Here is a 21,785-nt window from a genome sequence, read left to right as displayed (position 1 = left end):
TTCAGATAACTAAATACACATTAACTAAATGCCCCTTAAAGTAGGGGCATTTTTGTTTGCGATTAGTTATAACTAATAACCAGAACAAATAATTACAGGGTTAACACATTTGCGATGAAATCCGTTAAACTGGCACAAAGCATATTTTGTATTAATTTAAGGTCGTCCTATGCGTCATGAAATTTGGCAACAGCTTCGCACTGAAGCAAATGAAGTTGTAACTCGCGAACCCCTCTTGGCAAGCCATGTTTATTCATGCATTTTGAACCATGAGTGTTTAGGTTCAGCATTGAGCTTTATTGTTGCAAACAAATTGTCTGATGCAGTTGTATCTGCTTTTACAATTCGCGAATTGTTTGATCAAGCTTTTGTTGACTGTGACCGAATGCTCACTCATGTTGCCCATGATATAAAAGCGGTTAAAGACAGAGACCCTGCTGCCGATACATACCTTACTGTTATTTTAAATTTAAAGGGTTTTCATGCGATTCAAGCTCATAGACTTGCCCATTGCCTTTGGCGTCAAAACCGTAAAGAGCTCGCTCGATTTATTCAAAGCCGTACCTCAGAAGTATTTGGCGTTGATATCCATCCTGCTTGTAAAGTCGGTCATGGTATTATGTTTGACCATGCAACTGGCATAGTGATTGGTGAAACCGCAGTAATCGAAGACAATGTATCTATTCTACAGTCAGTTACCTTAGGTGGTACAGGTAATGAAAAAGGCGATCGCCATCCTAAAATTCGCGCAGGCGTTTTAATTGGTGCTGGGGCAAAAGTACTCGGTAATATAGAAGTCGGCGAGGGCGCTAGAATTGGCGCTGGTTCAGTTGTACTTAGCCCTGTACCTCCGCATACAACAGCTGTAGGGGTTCCTGCTAAAATAGTTGGTAAACCAAATTGCCCGTGTCCGGCAGAAAGCATGAATCAAAACTTTTTAGAAGCAGAGCCAGAGAACGAATCGCACACCAGTGCTATGCTGTAAAAGTGTCATGTTATAAAGCGTAGTAAAGGGATTACAACGAAATGGTAAAAAATAGTCTATGGTCTTTATTGCTCGCTTTTATAGCGGGCGTAACATTAGCCACAGGCTATTTTTTTCTAACTGCCCCGACGCCTTCTCAGCAACACACTGATGTAGAGTCTATTCAAACACACCCTAAAGTATCTAGAGAATCTATTGAAGTAGCCCAAATAGACATTTTGCCTACCGTGAAAGTAGAAAAACAGCCTGTAGATAGCGACCTTGGCTCAGAACACTCTAAAGAGCAATTACAGCAGCAAGTGAATGAGCTAAAGCAAGCGCTAGCAGTGCAAAAGGCGACTGTTAAAAACTATCAAAAGCAGCTTCGAGCTCCTTCTGATTTTGAACAAGTACTGCTTGATAAGTTTGAAGAACAAACACGTAATGAAGAGTGGGCTTATCGTACAGAAACAGCTTTAAAAGATTTCTTATTAACCGCTGATTTAACCGTTGCGCCAGAGCTTGTCAGCGCTGAATGTAAAACATCAGTGTGTAAGTTTGAATTAGTCGCGCCAGAAGATAACGATGCGTTTGACCATACTCAATGGCGAGAATTAAACGATAAGTTAGTAAAGCAAGAATTTTGGCAACAATTTAAAACCAGTACCTCTACATCGAGTGATGATGATTTTAAATTGTTACTTAGCACAGAGCAGTAATATATAACTAAGGTTAACTATAGTTTATTTAGTTAACCTTAGACTCAATGCTGCCATCAACTAGTTCAGTAATTAGCACATCACCCGATTTCACATTCGCGACTGATTTTATTACCTTGCCTTGCTGTGATTTAGTAATGCTATAACCGCGTGCGAGTACATTTAGCGGGCTGACTGAGTTTAATCGGCCTGCTTGCATCGCAAGGTTATTTTTAGCACTCCCCAGCTGCTGTTGCATTGCTTGTTGTAATCGCGCTTGCAGCTGTTGCAATTGATGGTCCGCTTGCGAAAGCCTCCTATCGGGCGAGCGCTGTAACAAACGAGGCTTTAAGTTAGCTAACCGGCGCTCTTGCTGATAAAGGTGTTGCTGCATGGCATTTTGCAGTGCAAGAGTGAGCTCATCTAAGCGTTGCGCTTGCTGAGTCAGTTGGTTACGAGGGTGGCAAAGTGTGAGTTTATGCTCTAGCTGTACCGCAAGCCTTCGTTTATCAGCCACTTGGTGTTTGAATGCATTCGCTAAACGATTAAGCATTTGCTGAACTTGGTTTGTTAACTCAGCACTGTTGGGGCTGACAAGTTCTGCGGCTGCACTGGGTGTTGCTGCACGTATATCGGCAACGTAATCACTGATTGTGGTGTCGATTTCATGGCCGACGGCACTAATAATTGGCAGTTCGCTTGCAAAAATAGCGTGCGCAAGCTGCTCGTGATTAAAGCACCATAAATCTTCTAATGAGCCGCCGCCTCGGCCAACTATGAGTACATCGACTTCATTACGCATATTAGCGAGGGTTATTTTATCAATTAACTGTAAATGCGCGTCTTTACCTTGCACTATGGCAGGGTAAATAACGACTTCAAGTTGTGGAGCGCGGCGCTTGAGTACCGTTAATATATCTTTTATTGCAGCCCCAGTGGCAGAGGTGACCACTCCCACTCGATGCACAACATTGGGTAAAGGTTTTTTATGTACAGAGCTAAACAGCCCTTGCGCTGCAAGGCGCATTTTTAATTCGTCAAACTCTTGCTTTAACAGGCCTTCACCAGCGGCCTCCATATGCTCAACAATTAATTGGTAGTCGCCACGGGGTTCGTACAAAGAGACCCGCGCTCGTACAGTCACTTGCGCGCCATTTTCTGGACGATAGCGTTGGCCACGATTATTACCGCGCCACATCGCGGCTTTTACTTGAGCGCGGTCATCTTTTAGAGTGAAGTACCAATGACCTGATGCGGGAGTGATAAAATTTGATATCTCTCCCGTTAAAATTAACGACGCAAATCCTTGCTCGAGCACTGTTCGTATTTCTCGATTTAGCCTAGATACGGTATAAATCGTTTGCTGCTTTGAAGTTATGGCCATAAAACGACTCTTAAAAACGTTGATAGAGGTATTTTATCATAAATATTTGCGAAATCTTATTTACTCATGTCAATAACGCTGATAAAATTTGGCCGCAATTCCTTATACAAGATCCACATGTGAGAAGTTGCCAAAATGCTTAGAATTGCTAAAGAAGCTCTTACCTTTGATGACGTACTTTTAGTACCAGGTCATTCTACTGTTTTGCCACACACGGCAAATATTTCAACTCGCTTAACGCGTGGTATCAAACTTAACTTGCCGCTAGTTTCAGCATCTATGGATACTGTAACAGAAGCTCGCTTAGCGATTGCTTTAGCGCAAGAGGGCGGTTTAGGTTTTATCCACAAAAACATGACAATTGAAGAACAAGCTAAAAACGTACGTAAAGTTAAAACGTACGAAGCGGGCATTGTTTCTTACCCTGTTACCGTTACAGCGGATTTAACCATTGCGGATGCAGTTGCACTTTCTGAAGAAAAAGGCTTTTCAGGTTTTCCGGTAACGGATGCTGATAATGGCCTTGTTGGTATCGTAACCAGCCGTGATATGCGTTTCGAAACGAAACTTGAGCAACCAGTTTCAACTGTTATGACTAAAAAAGACAAGCTTGTTACCGTTAAAGAAGGCGCGGCACGCGAAGAAATTTTAGGCTTAATGCACGAACACCGTATCGAAAAAATTCTTGTTGTTGATGACGCTTTTAAGCTAAAAGGCATGATCACAGTTAAAGATTACCAAAAAGCACAAGACAAGCCAGATGCATGTAAAGACGAGCAAGGCCGTCTACGTGTAGGTGCTGCTGTTGGTGTTGGTGCGGGGACTGATGAGCGTATTGCTGCATTAGTTGAAGCAGGCGTAGATGTATTACTCATTGATACTTCACACGGCCACTCTCAAGGTGTTATCGACCGCGTAGCTGCAACACGCCAAGCATTCCCTGATTTACAAATCGTTGCTGGTAACGTGGCTACAGCAGAAGGTGCAATCGCCCTTGCTGATGCCGGTGTTGATGCAGTTAAAGTAGGTATCGGCCCAGGCTCAATCTGTACTACACGTATCGTAACAGGTTGTGGTGTACCACAAATTACGGCTATTTCTGATGCTGTTGAAGGCCTTAAAGGTCGCGACATTCCAGTTATTGCCGATGGTGGTATTCGTTTCTCAGGCGATATCGTAAAAGCATTAGTCGCTGGTGCATCATGTGTGATGGTTGGCTCTATGCTTGCGGGTACTGAAGAAGCACCTGGTGAAGTTGAACTTTACCAAGGTCGTTACTACAAATCATACCGTGGTATGGGCAGCTTAGGGGCGATGGACCAAAAAGAAGGTTCATCAGATCGTTATTTCCAAAAATCAAATCAAGCTGACAAGCTAGTTCCTGAAGGGATTGAAGGTCGAGTGGCTTATAAAGGCCCAATCGCAACCATCATTCACCAACAAGTGGGCGGCCTGCGCAGTGCAATGGGCTTAACGGGTTGTGCAACCATTAATGAGCTAAACACTAAGCCACAGTTTGTACGTGTTACTTCGGCAGGTATGGGTGAATCACACGTTCATGACGTGCAAATCACTAAAGAAGCACCTAACTATCGCTTAGGCTAATAGCCATAAAATATTGAAATTACTGGGCCAGCATTTGCTGGCCCTTATTTATAGTCATTCAGGTTACCTGAATGCCAGTTCTTGACTAACGAGACCCTCAATGAGCAAAGACATTCACGATTCACGAATTCTTATTTTAGACTTTGGTTCGCAATACACGCAATTGATCGCCCGCCGTGTGCGAGAAATTGGTGTTTACTGTGAACTGTGGGCATGGGATGTAACGGAAGAGCAAATCCGTGAATTCAACCCACAAGGTATCATTCTTTCTGGTGGCCCTGAGTCAACAACCCTAGAAAACAGCCCACGTGCTCCTGAGTATGTATTTAATGCTGGTGTGCCAGTGCTAGGTATTTGTTACGGTATGCAAACAATGGCAACGCAACTGGGTGGTCGTGTACACAGCTCTGACAAAAAAGAGTTTGGCTACGCCCAAGTTGAAAAAGTAGGTGATTGTGCATTATTTGATGCGATTGAAGATCACATTACTGATGGCGGTAATGGCGTACTCGACGTATGGATGAGTCATGGTGATAAAGTAATGGAAATTCCAGATACGTTTACCACCACAGCTAAAACATCTACTTGTCCGCATGCGGCAATGTCTAACGAAGAAAAGCGTTTTTACGGCGTGCAATTCCACCCAGAAGTAACGCACACGCATCAAGGTCAGCGTTTATTAGAACGTTTTGCAATTGATATTTGTGGCTGTGAAAAACTGTGGACTCCAGCAAAAATCATTGATGATGCTATCGAGCGTATCAAAGAAACTGTTGGTGATGACGAAGTTATCTTAGGCTTGTCAGGCGGTGTAGATTCATCGGTTGTGGCGATGCTTATTCACCGCGCGATTGGCGAGCGTTTAACGTGTGTATTTGTTGATAACGGTTTACTTCGTTTAAACGAAGGTCAGCAAGTTATGGACATGTTTGGCAACAAGTTTGGCCTTAATATTGTTAAAGTTGATGCAGAAGATCAGTTCTTAGCGGATCTTGCTGGTAAGTCAGATCCTGAAGATAAGCGTAAAGCGATTGGTCACACCTTTATCAATGTATTTGATGAGCAAGCTAAAAAGCTTAAAAATGCGAAGTGGTTAGGTCAAGGTACTATCTACCCAGACGTAATTGAATCGGCAGCGTCTGCGACAGGTAAAGCACATGTGATCAAGTCTCACCACAACGTGGGTGGCTTACCAGATGACATGAAGATGGGCTTAGTTGAACCTCTACGTGAATTATTTAAAGATGAAGTACGTAAAATTGGTTTAGAGCTAGGTTTACCGTACGACATGCTTTATCGCCACCCGTTCCCTGGGCCTGGTTTAGGTGTTCGTGTACTAGGTGAAATCAAAAAAGAATACTGTGATTTACTTCGCCGTGCTGATGCAATCTTCATTGAAGAACTACACAAAGCAGAGCTTTATCATAAAGTGAGCCAAGCGTTTACTGTATTCCTACCGGTTAAGTCGGTTGGTGTAATGGGCGATGCGCGTAAGTACGATTGGGTTGTTTCACTTCGTTGTGTAGAAACTATCGACTTTATGACCGCACGTTGGTCGCATTTACCGTATGAGTTCTTAGGTGTGGTTTCAAACCGTATTATCAATGAAATCGACGGTATTTCTCGTGTTGTTTACGATATTTCAGGTAAACCACCGGCAACGATTGAGTGGGAATGATAGGTGCTAACACCTAACGTCAGGTAATATACATTAATAACTGAATAAGTCTTAAAGCCCAGCGTTCTCCGCTGGGCTTTTGTTTGTGAGCTAGGGTAGGTTTGAATATTACCCTTGCCGACGTAGGCTATACATTGCCCAAAGGCCTATAACAGGCCCAGGGAGTAGCCACCATGTTACCCAAACTCCTTGAGATTGCCATAAGGTTGTTGTCAATGCAATTGACGGAATAGTCAAAGCAAAGCCTATGCTATTTATTATGGCCAAAATTGAACCTATTTGCTCTTTTGGGGCTGTTTCGGCAATTAGAGCTGATAACTGAGGGGAATCTGCGATTACAGTAATCCCCCAGATTGCAAGTAATAAAAGCATAACTTCGGGCGGCCAAAAGGCAACCAACGGATAGATCAGGCAGATCAGTCCGGAGGACGCCAGAGCCAAACGCGCTACTGCTAGACTGCCTATGCGTCGACTAAGCGCTCCTCCACCAATACAACCCAATAAGCCAAGCGCGACGATGGTAAATGACATTAAGGGAACAGAATAACTCTGAGCATCTAGGCGCATTATTTCGCGGGTCACCATAAATGGAATAAGTGTCCATAGCGCATAAAGCTCCCAACTGTGCCCAAAATAGCCGAATGCAACTGCGCGTAGGCGCCGTTCACGTATGGCTGCAAAACCGTCACGTAGCTTTGCTTTGCCGCTTGAAGGCGGCAGGTGCGGTCCATCACCTAAAATGAATATAGCTGTGCCGCCCAGCAATGCTAACCCAGAAGCGCTCAGAATTGTCCACTCCCAAGGAAATTCGAGCGTTGCGCCACGCAGTAAATGAGGCAGAGCAGTGCCCATCGTTAACATACCTACTAGCCAGGCTAGAGCTGATCCTACATAGTTAGGTATCCAGCCAATTACTAGCTTCATACCTAAAGGGTATATACCAGCTAGACACAAACCTGTGAGAAACCTTAAGAGTAAAGCGTATGGCTGATAAGCAGCTACTAGAACAAAACTAGCATTAACCATCGCGCCAACTAGACAGGAAACCGCAAAAATATGATTGGCAGGTAATTTATCTGCTAGACCTGTTGTGGCAATAATTAACGTGCCAGTGATAAAACCCATCTGAACGGTTAGAGTTAACCATCCAAGGTCAGTTTCGCTTAATCCGATATCGTTAATAAGAGCTAAGCCAGCCCCATTTATGGAGAACCAAAGTGAAGTGCCACATAATTGTGCAAGGACAATAATAAATAGAGGGTGACGTTGAATTAAATTTTGCATTTCACTCCACTTTGTTCAATATAATTGATCAACCCTCTGATTAAAGCTATTTTTAGTAAAATAACGCGTTCAGAGGGAAGAGGGGCTATTGTGAGCAATTTCGATTGACTGATAAAAGATCACAAGCATTGGCAGTCTGAACATCACTTTCTGTTTTTCCTGCAAGAGCAGACGCGACAGATTTAACCTGTTTATAGCCTGTTCTTAACAAAAACGTCGGGGCACGTCCGTAGCTTTTAATTCCCACTATATATAGACCGCTCTCAGGGTGTGAAAGCTCAGTAGCACCATGTTCAGGGACCGAACCACAAGTATGAAGGTTTGGATCAATGAGTGGCCCAAGAGCTGCTGGACTTTGGGTCGCAGAATCTAGAGAAGTGCGCAATTCAGACATTACATCTAGATCTGGCCTGAACCCTGTTGCTGCAATTATCTGATCTACAGGAGGCAATTGACCTGAACGGTTTTGTAAGATCAATTTACCGTTTTCATAATTAATACTTTCAATGGCTATATTGGTAAATACTTCGATCTTCCCTTCATCTAGTAGCTTTTGAATGTGCATTTCAAGTCGTCTGCGTTCTTGTAACTCATCATTTTCAGGTGAACGAACGATGTTGTTGACGGAAGAACCACGTATCCCCCATAAAACACGCATACCATCAGATTGTTCAGAAAGTTTGACTAAATCCTGCAATGCATTAAATGCTGAATGGCCGCCACCTACGACAAGTACAGTCCGGCCGGCGTATTGTTTACGGGCAGGGCCTAAAATATCAGGCACGCCGTAGATAATAGATTGCGAAGCCGCAAGTTCACCAAGAGCGGGAATACCGTGAGCGCCCAGCCAGTTCGGTGTTTGATAGGTGCCAGACGCATCGATTACAGCTTGAACAAGAATATCGCTTTGACCTTCAGAGTTGGAGGTACGTACTACGAAAGGCGCGTTTTTCCGGCCTTCATTTCGAAGAATATCGTGATATTGACGGCTGACGTTTTCAACGCGAGTATTTAAATGCAGGTGTGGAGTAATCGCTTCGTGGGACGCTAAAGGGATTACATAGCGCTCAAGTAATTCTTGTCCAGTTGGGAATTCGCTTAGAACTGGCTCGATCCAGTCCGTTTTTTTGAGAAGAGAAATAGCAATAGGATCCATATTGTATGACCAGGGTGAGAACATACGCACATGACCCCATTTTGCTAAGTTAGAGCCAACACTACTGCCTGATTCAAAAACAATAGGAGTGAGCCCCATATCAATTAAGTTAACTGCTGCACTTAAGCCAACGGGGCCAGCGCCAATGATGGCAATGGGTAAATTTTTAACATTATATGTCATAGATAAGCCTCTGAATTTTGTTGTTACTAACAACAATTTGGTTAAAAAATAGCTTACGGGCCTAGTCGGGCTCGTGCCGCTGCGGTAAGTTTTCCTAGTAAAACAAGAGCTGCATCAACAACTTCAGGAGAGATATCCGCTATCATTGAGGCCTCTTCGTCGATCAAGGTTTTACGTATGGTTGTATATAACTCATGACCTTCAGAACTCAGTGAAATTTGAACAGCACGTTGGTCAAGTGGATCCAATGTTTTTAACGCATAGCCCTTGCGAATTAATGCATCAACTACACGACTTGTCGTGCTTTTATCGAGACACATCTCATCTGCTAAACTTTTAAGCCTCAGAGGGCCAAGTTTTACAAGCGTTTCCAGTGCGTAGCACTGAGCGACCGATACATTGTGACAGCATATACTTTCACGATCTCGGAACTGATGTACGCGGATAAGTTGGTTAACTGCTTCGTAAAGCGCTTCTGCGCGTTTAGGTTTCGAGTTCATCTATAGGGTACACTGATTTAGGTTGTTACTGACAACTATATTCTAAAGGTTAATTTTCCGCAAGCCAAAGGGATAGCTCAATTGTAAATGAATCTAAAATGGTTACTAGGACTGTTATCACAGCCATACTGTGCAATAGTAATATCATATAAAGTCGGTTGATAACGAAAACTGGTATCAACTATTAATACTTTCATAAGGTTTTGTTATATATGCCCCTTTTTTGATTACATGTTAGAGAAGGGTAACCTGTATGCGGTTTTTCAAATTAACTTTAAAATCACGTTCTAGCATGATAATTCACCGTTTTGATTATTAAAAAAGCAAACAAATTAAAAAAGTGATTTTTTTCTTTACCTTTAGCGAAAGGTCTCTATAATTCGTCGTCATTGCAGGGGCGTAGTTCCAATTGGTAGAACAGCGGTCTCCAAAACCGACGGTTGGGAGTTCGAATCTCTCCGCCCCTGCCATTTCTTCTTTACATCGTTTTTATTACTTCTTATATTGTTCCAGAGTTTAAATTTACTGAGTTGTTATGCATCCACGTCACGCAGCTATTTTTGGTATAGAAAACCTCGAACTAAACCAGCACTTTCGCAGTGATACTGCTCAATATGATAGCGCGGATATTCATCTAGAACCGTCAGCCGAAAAAAAGCCTATTATAGAGTCGCAAAGTCACATACTTGAACTTAATGCTGTGTTGTTAGCCGATCTAAACCGAGCCGTTGCGCCACATACAATTAATCATGTGATTCAAGCTGATGCTGTAAGCTGGCATAACGACACGTTGAGCTTACCCTCAGCGCAACTTAAAACTGAACATAAACGCGCACTGTGGGCGCTGATGAGTAAAACACGTGATAACCTTTAAAGCTGTTACTGAGTCTTCAATTGACGCGTTAATGGGCATTGAGAGCGCCTGCCACAGCCACCCATGGACAGTTAACACCATGCAATCTTGTTTGGCAGGACGGTATTTTAATTTAGCTGCATTTGACGATGAGCGCATGGTGGGGTTTTATATTGGTGAAAAAGCAGGTCCTGATTTTACATTAATGGATATTTGCGTTGCGCCAGATTTTCAGGGGCAAGGTATCGCAAAGCAGTTACTCGCTCAGTTTATTGCTTTTGGTGAACAACATAATGCAGAAAACCTCTTTTTAGAAGTACGTGAAACCAACGTACGTGCAATTAAGCTGTATGAGCTTGCTGGCTTTAGCGAAATGTCAGTGCGCAAGAATTACTACCCCAGTGACTGCCCTAATAAAAACGGCTTTGAAGACGCCATTTTGATGGGCATGACTTTATTATTTGGGTAATGGCTCTTGGCTTTGGGTGTATTTTATTGCTTCAATCAAACTCAAGGCTAAGTAATCTCGACGGTTTTTATCGTTTGTTCGGCCGCGTAAATTATCTTCAAGCGCCCCTGCTGCTTGATGAATATTGGTAAAACCAAAGCATCCTGCACTGCCTTTTAAATTGTGTGCCAGTGCTCTTAACTCTTCCCATTCGCCGGTATGGTATAACTCATTAACTTGCGCTAAGTGTTCAGGTAACTTGGAGCGATAGTTTTCATTTATTTGCTGGAATTTTTCACTATTAAGTAATGTATCCCATTTGTTTTGGCTGTCTTTTTCTATATGAAGATATCTCACTAAAACGTTTTCAAGGGCATCTTTATCAATGGGTTTAGCTAAAGCCTCGTTACACCCTGCATTAAGGTATGTATCTACATCATGTTTCATAACATTGGCAGTAAGTGCAATGATAGGGCCATCGTAGGCAGCATGGCGAAGCATTTGTGTTGCCTCTAAGCCACCCATAACCGGCATTTGCATGTCCATGATAATGACCTGATAATCGTTCACTAAAGCCATTTCTACTGCTTCAGCCCCGTTATTGGCAATATCAGGTTCAAGGCCCCATGTTTGGAGTAGTAACGTAATTAGTACTTGGTTATCAGGGTTATCTTCAGCAACTAAGATATTGGCATCAAAACTATTGGCTGCAAATGAAAGTTGCTCGTCTTTTACTGGGGTTAACTGACTTAACTCGGTAAGCATCAGAGTGGGTTCATTGTTCTCAGTCTCTAAATTAGAGGCTATTTTTACCCTAAAGCAGCTACCTTCACCGGGGGCACTTTTTACGTATACATCACCGCCAAGTAATTGCGCTAGGTTTTTTGAAATACATAGCCCCAGCCCAGTACCGCCAAAACGTCGAGTGGTTGTTGTATCGGCTTGTTCAAATGGTTTGAAGACTCGTTCAATTTCGTGCTCAGACATGCCAATGCCGCTATCTTGGATAGCAAACTCCATGAGCTGCGATTCAGTATCAAAGGTTATATCTAACGAGAGTAAACCTCGCTCAGTAAATTTAACGGCATTACTGGCAATATTAATGAGAATTTGTTTTAACCGAGTCGCATCTGAGTTGATTATTTTTGGTAACGGTAAATGAAAGTTAATATCGCATTTTAGATTTTTTTCTTGTGATAAAGGGCGAATGATCGAATCAATATCATGCACTAGTTGTACTATATCAAGAGGTTCCTTTTCAATGGCTAACTTTTCGGCTTCAATTTTTGATAAATCTAAAATATTATTAATAAGTTCTAATAAGTGCTTGGAGTTACGCAAAATAGTGGTTAAGTGTAGCTCATCACTCGCTGCTTTTTTATTGTGTATTAACTGCTCGGTAAAGCCCATGATAGCAGTGAGCGGAGTGCGAATTTCATGGCTCATATTCGCTAAAAAGCGGCTTTTTAACTGATTTGCTTGTTCAGCTTGTGCAATAGCTGACTCTAGCTGGCTATTCATGGTTTCGAGAGCTTTTGTCCGACTTTCTACTTTATCTTCAAGGTGATGCTTATATTCCTCTAATTCATCTTGGTAGTGCCGTATTTGGTTCACCATGTGATTAAAGTCATTAAATAAAACGCCAACTTCATCATTATTATGGGCAGGTAAATATACCGATAAATCACCATCGCCAACGCGATGACTTGCAGCACCTAAAAGTTCAATTGGGTTCAATAATAAGTTACGCACAACAATAAAAATCAGCATCGGCAGGGTGATCACAGAAATGATAACTATCAGGGCGGTAATTAAACTTATTGCTTTACCTGATTGATATAACAAGGCTTTAGGAATAGTTGAAACATAATAATAGCCGCCGCTCATTTGAATGGCGTAAATCATCCGTTCAATCTTGTCTATGCTGGATAGCTCAATGGTTGAAAGTTTGCCTAAATCAGCCAAGTTGTGAATTTGTTTGAGCTCATACTCACTAATGTATTGGCCTCGTTTATCGTAATCTGAGCTAAATAAGATCTTACCGTCTTCGGTTAACAAGAGGTTCAGTGTATTGTTATAGGGTGATTCTAAAATACTGGTGTTTAAAATTGATGGCTCAACATGCAATATAATAAAGCCAAGCTGCTGCGGGCGCTTTAAATAATAATCAGCGCTATAAATTCGTTGTATAAAGTAAAGGCTGGTGGTGCCGTCACTCTTTTGCACCATGAATTGTTGCTGACGTAAATTACTTTGCAATACGCGAGAAAAGAAAGGGTATTGAGTAGGCGCCGTGTTTAAGTTACTCGAGTAGTAAGCATTGCTTCTGCCGCTTGGAGAGACTAAGTTGACACTAATAATATCTGGGTAAGCTTCGGAGTAACTGGCAAATACATCCATTAAAGCACCAAGTCGACGAGTATAATTTCCACTATCACGAAGATCGTCTGCTAAAAAATCACTTAATACCGGCGAGGTGGATAAAAGCTTGGTAGTAGAGTGAAATGAGTCAATGTAATTAAATACTTTTTGTTGTTGTTGCTCTACAAAGCGACTAACAATTAATTCAGCTTGTTTTTGTGTAGAGCTTGTTACATTGGTAAGCGTAAAACCACCTAAAAATAATAGCGGTAAAATCACTAAAGGAGTGATATACCATAATAATCTGATACTTAGCTTACTAGTTTTCATTTTGTAGGCAGGATCCTTTGCAATCTATTCATAATTATTATGGTTATTTGCAAATTCGAGTTAATGAATTTTTTACTATAATACACATAGAGACCACTAGAAGTCACTTTTGTCACTTGTTAGTTTTAACCGTTAACGAAAACTAACGCAAATAACTTCCTGCTTGAAGGTTTTAGATATAGAGGCTGTTAATGGAGGTTATCGGTACTAGGGGAAGGCAGTACCGATACTAATCTATAATAGGATTGGTTAGTCGATTAGGCTTACATGGCACTGATAGGTGTTATCACCAACAGAAAAACTGCCTTTATCACTCCAATTATTATCTACTGCAAAACTTGCCGTAAAAGGTGACTGATAGCTACCAATTGCAGGCGGTGGGAAAGACACAATAGCTTGGCCTGTCAAAGCACCGACTTTCGTGACATCATTATAACCTGTTGCATGCATATGGCCTGTTGCACTCGATGTAAATTGTGGCGCATGTTGTGTACCTTCTTGGATACTGCCATTTGCACGACCATTGAGTGCCCCTGTCTTTGCATCTATTTGCTCGTTTCTCTCGCTATAGCAGCTTTTTAATTATTCGGGTATGATCTGCGCAACTTTGATTATCAGTTGCTATTTATGAACACGTTAAGTGCCAAAGAAAATATTCAAGCTATTGTGAAGACGATTAAAGCGGAAGAAGCAAGGCTTCGCCAAAAACACCCGCTGTTAGCCCATCAAAATACCTTAGGAATGGCGATTCTTTTACTTTCTCTCGCAGCGTTAATTGGCGTTGGTACGCTTTATTACTTTGCTATTATTCCCGGTTGGTTGTGTATTATTTTAGCGGCCATTGCTGCGTCAATTTCCCATGAATTAGAACACGATCTTATTCATAAACAATATTTTAGTAATCAGCCTTTTTTACATAACTTTATGATGCTCACCGTGTGGTTGATGCGACCAAACACTATTAGCCCATGGTATCGCCGCAAGATGCATTTACATCATCATAAAACCTCGGGCACCGAACAAGACCTTGAAGAGCGTTTAGTCGGCAACGGCATTAAAAATCCTTTTTTACGCGCATTAGTAATTGTTGATGGCTTGCTTGGTTTACTCATTAACACAAAGCGTTTTAGCAAAGAAATTAAAGACTTTAGCTTTTTTAAAGTATTTAATGCTGGGTTCCCAGTAACTACTGCGTATTTTGCCGTTTTATACAGCGTTATTGTATTTCATTTAGTTAATTTATTTATGCCGCTTGAAGCTAACTCACCGGTTTTACTATTAGATGTGATGACGGTGTTTGAGTTTTTAATGGTGGTGTTAATTGTGCCCAATATTGTGCGCTCAAGCTCGCTAAATTTTGTGACTTCATCAATGCATTACTACGGTGGCGTGAACAATATGCTGGAGCAAACCCATGTAATAACCAGCCGCTTATTTGCGCCGTTTAATTTGTTTTGCTTTAACTTTGGCCATACCCATACAATTCATCACTTTGTGCCGAACCAGCCATTTTATTTGCGCCAGATGATCAGTAAAAAAGCACTTGAGGTAATGAAAAAGCACGGAGTTCGCTTTAATGATTTTGCTAGTATCAAACAGGCAAACCGCTATCAAGCTTCTTAATACCTATGTAATAATTATTAATTGACCTCAAGTTTGGTTAAGGTTTTAGAGTCGTTATCTAACTTAATATTTAGGTAGCGACTATGAACCTTAATCAAATCACTTTACCTGTCTGTGATATCGAAAAAGCCAATCACTTTTATCTTACTTTAGGCTTTACACAAATTGTTAAAAGTCCTCACTATTCACGTTTCGAATGTGCAAATAAAGCTACGTTTTCATTGCTACTTACAGATGATGAGTTTACTAATGGTGCCGTTATATATTTTGAAAGCGATGATTTAAAACGGTGGGTTGAATCACTAAAAGCCAAAGGTATTGAATTTGATACTGAGATTATTGAACTGCGCTATTTATGGCATGAAGCTAAACTAACAGACCCATCAGGAAATCAAATTAAGTTGTATTGGGCGGGAGATAACCGCTTAAACCCGCCATGGCGAGTAAATATAAACTTTGATGTTTAGGGTCTGTTGACCTTTGCGGATTTAACCTTGAAAGATAAACAGACCCTAATGACCTAAATAAACAACCATTACGTATAGCAATATTTTGGGTGAATTATGCAATTTAATAGTGGTGATACATCAAGAATTATTGAAATGGCATGGGAAGACCGTACTCCTTTTGAGGCCATTGAACACCTTTATGGTTTAAACTACTCTCAGCTAGTTAATTTTATGCGAAGTAATGTATCTGTAGGCTCATTTAAAGTTTGGCGCAAACGCCATGTTGGTCGAGTAACTAAGCATCTTAAATTACGTGATCCCGCCGTTGGGCGAAGTCACTGTAAGACGCAATATAAAAATCGTTAATCCGGCCTAATTTATTCGTTGCAAAAACTCAGTATTACTGTGTTTTTGGCAATTTTTAACGTAGAGTTTTAAACATTAAAAAATAAATTATTTTAAGGATTATTATGCAGATCACCGGGTGTTGTCATTGTGGAGAAGTCACTTACACGGCAGAGGTAGATGAAACTAAAGTTATAAACTGTCATTGTACAGATTGCCAAGTCATGGCTAGTGCGCCTTTTCGTACGGTAGTGATGTCGAAGCCTAACGGAGTAACTTTTACCGCAGCTGCACCTAAAGAATATATAAAAACTGCACAGAGCGGCAATAAACGTGCACAGGGTTTTTGTGGCAACTGTGGTACGTCGTTATATGCAACTTCAGTAGGTGAAGGGAATAAAGTGTATGGCCTACGTATGGGCGCAGTTGAGCAGCGTGAACAGCTAATTCCTAATGCGCAAATATGGTGTCGTTCGAGTCCCTCTTGGTTGAAAGAGCTAAATGCAATTAAGGGTTTTGAAACAGTCCCACCAAATAAATAATTGAAAGAAAACTAGTCGTTTCGCTGTCTACTTAAAAGAGATATTTTGGGAGGCAGCTAATGTGTAGTTCAGTAAAATCAAACCGGGCGGTTAAGAAGTCACAATTTACATTCGATAATGAGTTGAGCGCAGAACAACGTTTACGTTTTGCTGCTAAAGCAAATTTAGCGCAAGCACGCCTTGAGGAAAGAGAAGAGGCTAGAAAGAGGTGGGCTGCTAAGCAACATGTTCAGCAACCCAAAAAGCAGACTTTACTAAGTTGGCTTAAGCACCTTCTTTTAAAGTAATATTGCGACCACCTAGATAGCCGAATAGCGCACAACCTAAACTTGCTATGGCACATAACCACAAAGTAGATGCCCAGCTATTAAAGTAAGCATGCAATGCACCTGCTAGCATTGGCCCTGTTGCTGCAATTAAATAACCAATACATTGTGCCATGGCTGAAAGCGATGCTGCTTGACGGCTGTTATGTGTGCGTAAGCTCACAAACGACAAACCTAAAATAAAACAGGCACCTGAGCAAAAGCCTAAGGTAATTGACCAAAACAAAGCTAACTCAGGCATAAATAGCAAACCAAATGAACACAGTGCGCCAATTAGGGCAAGTGAGCTGGTTAAAACTCGTTGGTCTTTTAATCTCGCTAATAACGGGATCAATACAATGCCAGGGATTGCTGAGGCCGCCTGAAATGCCCCTTGCATAGCGCCTGCTTTAACGGGCGATACGCCACCTTCAATTAAAATACTGGGTAGCCATGCGACCATAATATAAGTGAAAAATGAATTAAGCCCCAATAGCAGAGTAATTTGCCATGCGAGAGATTGTTTCCATACATTAGCTTGTGCGGGAGGTGGGGTTAACTCTTTCACTGGCATTGTGTGGTATTTAAGTTGTGGCAACCAAAGAGTAATACTGAGTAAAGTAAATAAACCATAACTTGCAAGTGCTAGCTGCCAGCCCAAATTATGCCACTCACTGAGTGGTAGTACGATAGCAGAGTAAGCACCGCCAAAAATAGCCATCGCCAATACATAGGCAGAGGTCATCACAGCGATTTTATGCGGGAAGTCGCGCTTTATTAAGCTCGGAAGTAGGACGTTACCAATAGCGATACCCACACCAATAACAGCGGTGCCTAAATACAACAAAGGCACGCTGGTGATGGGTCGAGAAGCCAGCCCCGCACCAATAAGTATTAGGGCAATAAAAAGGGCGACTTCAAGCCCGAGCTTTTTAGCAAGTAAATTAGCCAGCGGTGAAGCTAATGCAAAAGCTATTAAAGGTAAGGTAGTCAACATTCCAGCCTGAGAAGGAGACAAGCTAAAAGAGGCAATAATCTCCTCGAGTACAGGAGCGATACCAGTCACTGGTGCACGTAAATTAACAGCAATAAAGAAAACGCCGAGAATGAGAATAATAGAAGAAAAAGCAGTCCGCTTAGTTGGGGGAGAATACAAAACTAAATCACCAAATTGATGGAAAGTGATTTAATTATACCCGAAGGGTAATAGCGTTGATATTAAATTGACTACTCATTAGCCTTTAATTTTTAATAACTTATTCTTAACAATTTAAATAAAAACTAGCGCCTTTAAAAATAATTAACCCCACTTTTTCAAGTCATCCGTTTATAGCCTTATTGATGGATAATAAGGTGACTTTATGAATAACAAGATTAGTAATACCCAGCAGATTAACTTACCTTTGACTATGCTGAGTCTCGCGGTAATAATGAGTTTAACAGGCTGCGAACAGCGCTCAAAAAACGCTGTTGAGAAGCAAGAAAACCAAGTAAATAGCGCGGCGCAAGCTATATTAAGCGATGAACAAAAATCAGTGCAAAAAGTGCAAAAAAGGCAGAAGCAAAATGTTATAAGCTATGCAGCAATGCCGCAAGGGATGATGCATGCAAGTGTTGCTATGCAGCGCCCAGTTTTGCCACCGAACCCAGTTGATGATGTCATATTTGTGTCAGAGCAAGATCGTGAAAACTATTTAAAATCCCAGCAGAATCCTGTTAAGCAAACAGCCACTGAGCCTGTATCGACTTTCTCGATTGATGTTGACACTGGCAGTTACAGTAATACCCGTAGGATGTTGAATATGGGTAAGCTACCGCCAAGCGATGCCCTGCGCGAAGAAGCCTTTATAAACTATTTTGATTATGACTACAGTGCGCCCGAGACTATTAACTTACCCTTTAAGGTGCATACTGAGGTGGCAACGGCGCCTTGGAATGAGCATCGGCAATTAGTAAAAATTGGCATTAAAGGATTTGAAATTGAAAAAGCAGATTTAAAAGCGGCGAATTTAGTGTTTTTACTGGATGTATCTGGCTCTATGAATGCGCCAAATAAACTCCCTTTATTAAAAACCAGCTTGACCATGTTAACTAAACAATTAGATGAAAATGATTCCGTTGCTATTGTTGTGTATGCTGGTGCCGCAGGCGTGGTGTTACCAGCAACTAAAGGCAATGATCAACACGTTATCAGTGCTGCGTTAGATAAACTGGCTGCGGGTGGTTCAACAAATGGCGAGCAAGGCATTGAGCTGGCTTATCAAATAGCACAGCAAAACTTTAAAAAAGGTGGTATCAATCGGGTGATTTTAGCCACTGACGGCGATTTTAATGTTGGGATGCAATCGGTTGATAAACTCAAAGAGTTGGTGGCAGCAAAACGTAAAACGGGCGTTGCTTTGACCACGCTTGGTTTTGGCCAAGGTAATTATAATGATGGCTTAATGGAGCAACTCGCTAATATTAGCAACGGTCAACATGCCTATATTGATAACATTAACGAAGCACGTAAAGTGCTGGTTGATGAGCTTAGTAGTAGCATGCAAATTATTGCCAAAGATGTAAAAATTCAGGTGGAGTTTAACCCTCAGCAGGTCGCAGAATATCGTTTAATTGGGTATCAAAACCGCATGCTTGCCAGTGAAGACTTTAATAATGATAAGGTTGATGCCGCAGAGCTTGGTGCGGGCCACACAGTGACGGCGCTGTATGAGATTACGCTAGCAAACTCCGAGCATAAACAAATCGATGAGCTGCGTTATCAATCTAATCAAGATAAAAAACCGCTTGCCAGCAATGAACTTGCCTTTGTAAAAGTGCGCTACAAACAGCCTGACACAGAGCAAAGTGAGTTGCTTACTCAAGCAATTAGTAGCGATAAAATACAGCCGTTATCGCAGGCCAGTTCTGACTTTAAATTTGCCGCTGCAGTTGCTGGGTTTGCGCAGTTATTAAAAGGTGCAAAATATACGAGGGACTGGCAGTATGAAGATTGCGCTAAATTGGCAACCGCTAACAAAGGCATAGACACATTTAGTTATCGCAGTGAGTTTGTGCAACTCGTTAATAATGCTGCGGCATTGTGATTTAAGTGGCGGAACGGTGATTTAAGTAAAGGACATTATGACAGAGCTAGTTGATGAGCAATTAATGTTGAGTTATGGACAAGGCGATGTAAAGGCTTTTACCCAGCTGTACCTGCGCCATAAAAATAGCTTATATCGTTATTTTTTACGCCAATGCGCTAACCCGCAAGTGGCTGAAGAGCTTTATCAAGAAGTATGGAATAAGCTAATAAAAGCGCGCTCGCAGTATCAAGTGAGCGCCAAATTTACTACCTGGTTGTATCGTATTGCGCATAATGAATTGATTGATTATTACCGCCGCACTGGTACGCAAAGTAAATGGTTAGACGCCGATAATCAAGATCTTGAAACTGCCGAATTTGCTGATCATAACAGTAAATCAGATACTGAAAAACTTGATCAGGCCCAGCAAGCTAAGCAGCTAAAGGAGTGTTTAGCGCAATTACCTCGTGAGCAAAAAGAAGCATTTTTACTCAAACACGAAGCTGACTTTACCCTCAAAGAAATTGCCGAATTAGTGGTAGAAACAACTGAAAATATCAAAAGCCGCATCCGTTACGCTGTAGCCAAGCTAAAGCATTGTATCAAGTATAAATTGGAGACTAGCAATGAGCGATAAGTTAACCCGTCATGATATTGCTTCACTTTATAAACGGGGTGCAACGGAGCAGCCAAGTTCACAACTTGATGAGCAAATACTAAAACGCGCAGCAGATGACGTTACAGCTAATAAAGTAACTCCAATCAATAAACCTAAGCGCTTTTATCAAACCTGGCATGGGCAATTATCGACTGCGGCATCACTGGTATTAGTCGCCGTTTTATATGTGCAAAATACCGAACAGTATCATCAACCTTCAGAGCTTATAAATAAACCACAAATTTTAAATGATCAACAGTCTCAAGTTGCACCTGAGGCGGTATTTGAAGTGATGGAAACACAAGCGAGCGAGCACGCTGAGGTTAAGTTAAAACACACACTAAAGCGTAGTGCATCGCAGATGGCTGCACCTCAATTAAAGCTGCAAAGTATGGATACTGACAGTGAGTTTTTAAAACTTGCAGCGATCACCAAAAGCGTTGCTAATGATTTTAAAGTTATTGATCAACTTATGATTGAGGGTAAAACAAAAGTAGCAAAAGCACAGCTAAAAATGCTTTTAACAGAGCACCCTGAATTAAAAGCGCATTTAACTGATGAATATAAAAAGTTGCAGCAGGATAGTGGAGATTAGGAAGAGTAATTTAAACCAATTTAGATTTTTATTATTTATCATAATATTAGAATTGCTATTTCATTTTTATGAACAATCAATATAATTATTTATACAATATTGATGTATTGCAATCTTAGGAATAGGAAACTATGGAAAGATTATCACTGACAGTATCAAGCTTGGCACATTATTACAGTAACAAAGATCGGTTTATCAAACACAAAGGAGTTTTAAAAGAGACTAAAAATGTAAAAATAAATTATGATTTACTCGATGATAAAAGTCAGTCATCAACCATCATTCGTTTATTACTCATCATAGGTTTTTTAGGGTTATGCAATTTATTTTACAGTTTTTACTAGTTGCTTCGATTGTTTTACTGTTAATAACACTTAAAGGTTATAAGGTTAAGCGATTATTTAGAGTGCCTCTGTATTGTATTTATCTAGGGGGTAACTTTCATAATAAAAAACCAATTTTGTTAAAGAAAAACGAAATGGTAGGCGCGCCTGATGCTATATTTTTTAATCCACTGAAGCTTAGAATCGTTATTGGTGAATTAAAAAGTCATTATTACCGAGGCCATGTAACCGTGTACGAAGAGGCGCAAGTAACCCTGTATATGGGAATGTGCGCAAAGTGGTATTTATTAAACCCAGTATGTGTTTTGCATTACAGTGATGATAGCACTGTAGGTATAAAATATAATCCAGTGCTGTTTGCTGAGATATTTAAGCAGCGCTATGATTGCTTAGAAATACTTCGGTCTTAGGT

At 41.1% G+C, this 21,785-nt stretch carries 23 protein-coding genes and 1 tRNA gene; 17 read left to right on the top strand and 7 right to left on the bottom strand.

Annotated features, from left to right (window positions below; all coding sequences use genetic code 11):
- Positions 1 to 169: 169 nt before the first annotated feature.
- A complete protein-coding gene (gene cysE, locus QMA12_RS16385; RefSeq protein ID WP_087532473.1) occupies positions 170 to 985 on the top strand; it encodes a serine O-acetyltransferase in 816 nt (271 codons plus the stop codon).
- Between the two features lie 41 nt (positions 986 to 1,026).
- Entirely contained in the window at positions 1,027 to 1,683 is a 657-nt protein-coding gene (locus QMA12_RS16380; protein ID WP_290210686.1) for a hypothetical protein, read from the top strand.
- 28 nt (positions 1,684 to 1,711) lie between these two features.
- Here QMA12_RS16380 and xseA read toward each other — a convergent pair whose 3' ends face one another.
- The gene (gene xseA / locus QMA12_RS16375; RefSeq protein WP_290210684.1) at positions 1,712 to 3,046 is read right to left on the bottom strand and encodes an exodeoxyribonuclease VII large subunit; all 1,335 of its coding nucleotides are present in this window, start codon (positions 3,044 to 3,046) and stop codon (positions 1,712 to 1,714) included.
- 135 nt (positions 3,047 to 3,181) lie between these two features.
- On the opposite strand from xseA, the gene guaB reads away from it, so the two are divergent.
- Positions 3,182 to 4,651 carry an IMP dehydrogenase gene (gene guaB / locus QMA12_RS16370; RefSeq protein WP_099294920.1) on the top strand — a complete coding sequence of 490 codons (1,470 nt, stop codon included), beginning with the start codon at positions 3,182 to 3,184 and terminating at the stop codon, positions 4,649 to 4,651.
- A gap of 100 nt (positions 4,652 to 4,751) precedes the next feature.
- Positions 4,752 to 6,329: a glutamine-hydrolyzing GMP synthase gene (guaA, locus tag QMA12_RS16365; RefSeq protein WP_290210683.1), complete on the top strand. Its 1,578-nt coding sequence runs from the start codon at positions 4,752 to 4,754 to the stop codon at positions 6,327 to 6,329.
- A gap of 108 nt (positions 6,330 to 6,437) precedes the next feature.
- Here the strand turns inward: guaA and QMA12_RS16360 are convergent, their stop codons facing one another.
- The 3 genes from QMA12_RS16360 to QMA12_RS16350 all read right to left on the bottom strand — a co-directional run bounded on the left by QMA12_RS16360 (position 6,438) and on the right by QMA12_RS16350 (position 9,452).
- Entirely contained in the window at positions 6,438 to 7,613 is a 1,176-nt protein-coding gene (locus tag QMA12_RS16360; RefSeq protein WP_290210682.1) for an MFS transporter, read from the bottom strand.
- A gap of 85 nt (positions 7,614 to 7,698) precedes the next feature.
- Positions 7,699 to 8,952, bottom strand: coding sequence for an NAD(P)-binding domain-containing protein (locus tag QMA12_RS16355; protein ID WP_087532467.1), 1,254 nt, complete (start codon positions 8,950 to 8,952; stop codon positions 7,699 to 7,701).
- A 53-nt stretch (positions 8,953 to 9,005) separates the two neighbouring features.
- A complete protein-coding gene (locus QMA12_RS16350; protein ID WP_087532466.1) occupies positions 9,006 to 9,452 on the bottom strand; it encodes a MarR family transcriptional regulator in 447 nt (148 codons plus the stop codon).
- Positions 9,453 to 9,845: 393 nt separating this feature from the next.
- On the opposite strand from QMA12_RS16350, the gene QMA12_RS16345 reads away from it, so the two are divergent.
- The 3 genes from QMA12_RS16345 (at position 9,846) to rimI (ending at position 10,774) form a co-directional block, all read left to right on the top strand.
- Positions 9,846 to 9,922 (top strand) — tRNA-Trp (locus tag QMA12_RS16345).
- Between the two features lie 65 nt (positions 9,923 to 9,987).
- Positions 9,988 to 10,326, top strand: coding sequence for a hypothetical protein (locus QMA12_RS16340; protein ID WP_290210681.1), 339 nt, complete (start codon positions 9,988 to 9,990; stop codon positions 10,324 to 10,326).
- Positions 10,313 to 10,774, top strand: a complete 462-nt coding sequence (gene rimI, locus QMA12_RS16335; RefSeq protein ID WP_290210680.1) for a ribosomal protein S18-alanine N-acetyltransferase — start codon at positions 10,313 to 10,315, stop codon at positions 10,772 to 10,774. Before QMA12_RS16340 ends, rimI begins: the two co-directional genes overlap by 14 nt.
- On the opposite strand, the gene QMA12_RS16330 is transcribed toward rimI, so the two are convergent.
- Together QMA12_RS16330 and QMA12_RS16325 are read right to left on the bottom strand one after the other, a co-directional pair.
- Positions 10,763 to 13,444, bottom strand: coding sequence for a hybrid sensor histidine kinase/response regulator (locus QMA12_RS16330; protein ID WP_087532464.1), 2,682 nt, complete (start codon positions 13,442 to 13,444; stop codon positions 10,763 to 10,765). The genes rimI and QMA12_RS16330 overlap by 12 nt on opposite strands.
- A gap of 249 nt (positions 13,445 to 13,693) precedes the next feature.
- Positions 13,694 to 13,894 carry a hypothetical protein gene (locus tag QMA12_RS16325; RefSeq protein WP_290210679.1) on the bottom strand — a complete coding sequence of 67 codons (201 nt, stop codon included), beginning with the start codon at positions 13,892 to 13,894 and terminating at the stop codon, positions 13,694 to 13,696.
- A 177-nt stretch (positions 13,895 to 14,071) separates the two neighbouring features.
- On the opposite strand from QMA12_RS16325, the gene QMA12_RS16320 reads away from it, so the two are divergent.
- The 5 genes from QMA12_RS16320 (at position 14,072) to QMA12_RS16300 (ending at position 16,690) form a co-directional block, all read left to right on the top strand.
- Positions 14,072 to 15,067, top strand: coding sequence for a fatty acid desaturase (locus tag QMA12_RS16320; protein WP_290210678.1), 996 nt, complete (start codon positions 14,072 to 14,074; stop codon positions 15,065 to 15,067).
- 83 nt (positions 15,068 to 15,150) lie between these two features.
- Entirely contained in the window at positions 15,151 to 15,534 is a 384-nt protein-coding gene (locus tag QMA12_RS16315) for a VOC family protein (RefSeq protein WP_290210677.1), read from the top strand.
- Positions 15,535 to 15,630: 96 nt separating this feature from the next.
- Positions 15,631 to 15,882: a TIGR03643 family protein gene (locus QMA12_RS16310; protein WP_290210676.1), complete on the top strand. Its 252-nt coding sequence runs from the start codon at positions 15,631 to 15,633 to the stop codon at positions 15,880 to 15,882.
- Between the two features lie 104 nt (positions 15,883 to 15,986).
- Entirely contained in the window at positions 15,987 to 16,403 is a 417-nt protein-coding gene (locus tag QMA12_RS16305) for a GFA family protein (protein ID WP_290210675.1), read from the top strand.
- A gap of 59 nt (positions 16,404 to 16,462) precedes the next feature.
- Positions 16,463 to 16,690: a hypothetical protein gene (locus tag QMA12_RS16300; protein WP_087532458.1), complete on the top strand. Its 228-nt coding sequence runs from the start codon at positions 16,463 to 16,465 to the stop codon at positions 16,688 to 16,690.
- Here QMA12_RS16300 and QMA12_RS16295 read toward each other — a convergent pair.
- Positions 16,668 to 17,864 (bottom strand): MFS transporter, encoded by a 1,197-nt coding sequence (locus tag QMA12_RS16295; protein WP_290210674.1) that lies wholly within the window; start codon positions 17,862 to 17,864, stop codon positions 16,668 to 16,670. The genes QMA12_RS16300 and QMA12_RS16295 overlap by 23 nt on opposite strands.
- Before the next feature lie 205 nt (positions 17,865 to 18,069).
- Here QMA12_RS16295 and QMA12_RS16290 point away from each other — a divergent pair, with 205 nt between their 5' ends.
- From QMA12_RS16290 to QMA12_RS16270, 5 genes are all read left to right on the top strand, one after another.
- Positions 18,070 to 19,794: a VWA domain-containing protein gene (locus QMA12_RS16290; protein WP_290210673.1), complete on the top strand. Its 1,725-nt coding sequence runs from the start codon at positions 18,070 to 18,072 to the stop codon at positions 19,792 to 19,794.
- A gap of 37 nt (positions 19,795 to 19,831) precedes the next feature.
- Positions 19,832 to 20,413, top strand: a complete 582-nt coding sequence (locus QMA12_RS16285; RefSeq protein WP_087532456.1) for a sigma-70 family RNA polymerase sigma factor — start codon at positions 19,832 to 19,834, stop codon at positions 20,411 to 20,413.
- A complete protein-coding gene (locus QMA12_RS16280; RefSeq protein WP_290210672.1) occupies positions 20,403 to 21,029 on the top strand; it encodes a hypothetical protein in 627 nt (208 codons plus the stop codon). Before QMA12_RS16285 ends, QMA12_RS16280 begins: the two co-directional genes overlap by 11 nt.
- A gap of 131 nt (positions 21,030 to 21,160) precedes the next feature.
- Entirely contained in the window at positions 21,161 to 21,373 is a 213-nt protein-coding gene (locus QMA12_RS16275; RefSeq protein ID WP_087532454.1) for a hypothetical protein, read from the top strand.
- Positions 21,346 to 21,783: a hypothetical protein gene (locus QMA12_RS16270; protein WP_087532453.1), complete on the top strand. Its 438-nt coding sequence runs from the start codon at positions 21,346 to 21,348 to the stop codon at positions 21,781 to 21,783. The genes QMA12_RS16275 and QMA12_RS16270 overlap by 28 nt, the downstream gene beginning before the upstream one ends.
- The last annotated feature ends 2 nt before the right edge of the window (positions 21,784 to 21,785 follow it).

This window comes from Pseudoalteromonas sp. APC 3893 (assembly GCF_030408095.1).
Taxonomy (GTDB): domain Bacteria; phylum Pseudomonadota; class Gammaproteobacteria; order Enterobacterales; family Alteromonadaceae; genus Pseudoalteromonas.
The sequence above is the reverse complement of the archived record's forward strand: the minus strand, read 5'-3'. Positions and strand labels throughout refer to the sequence as shown.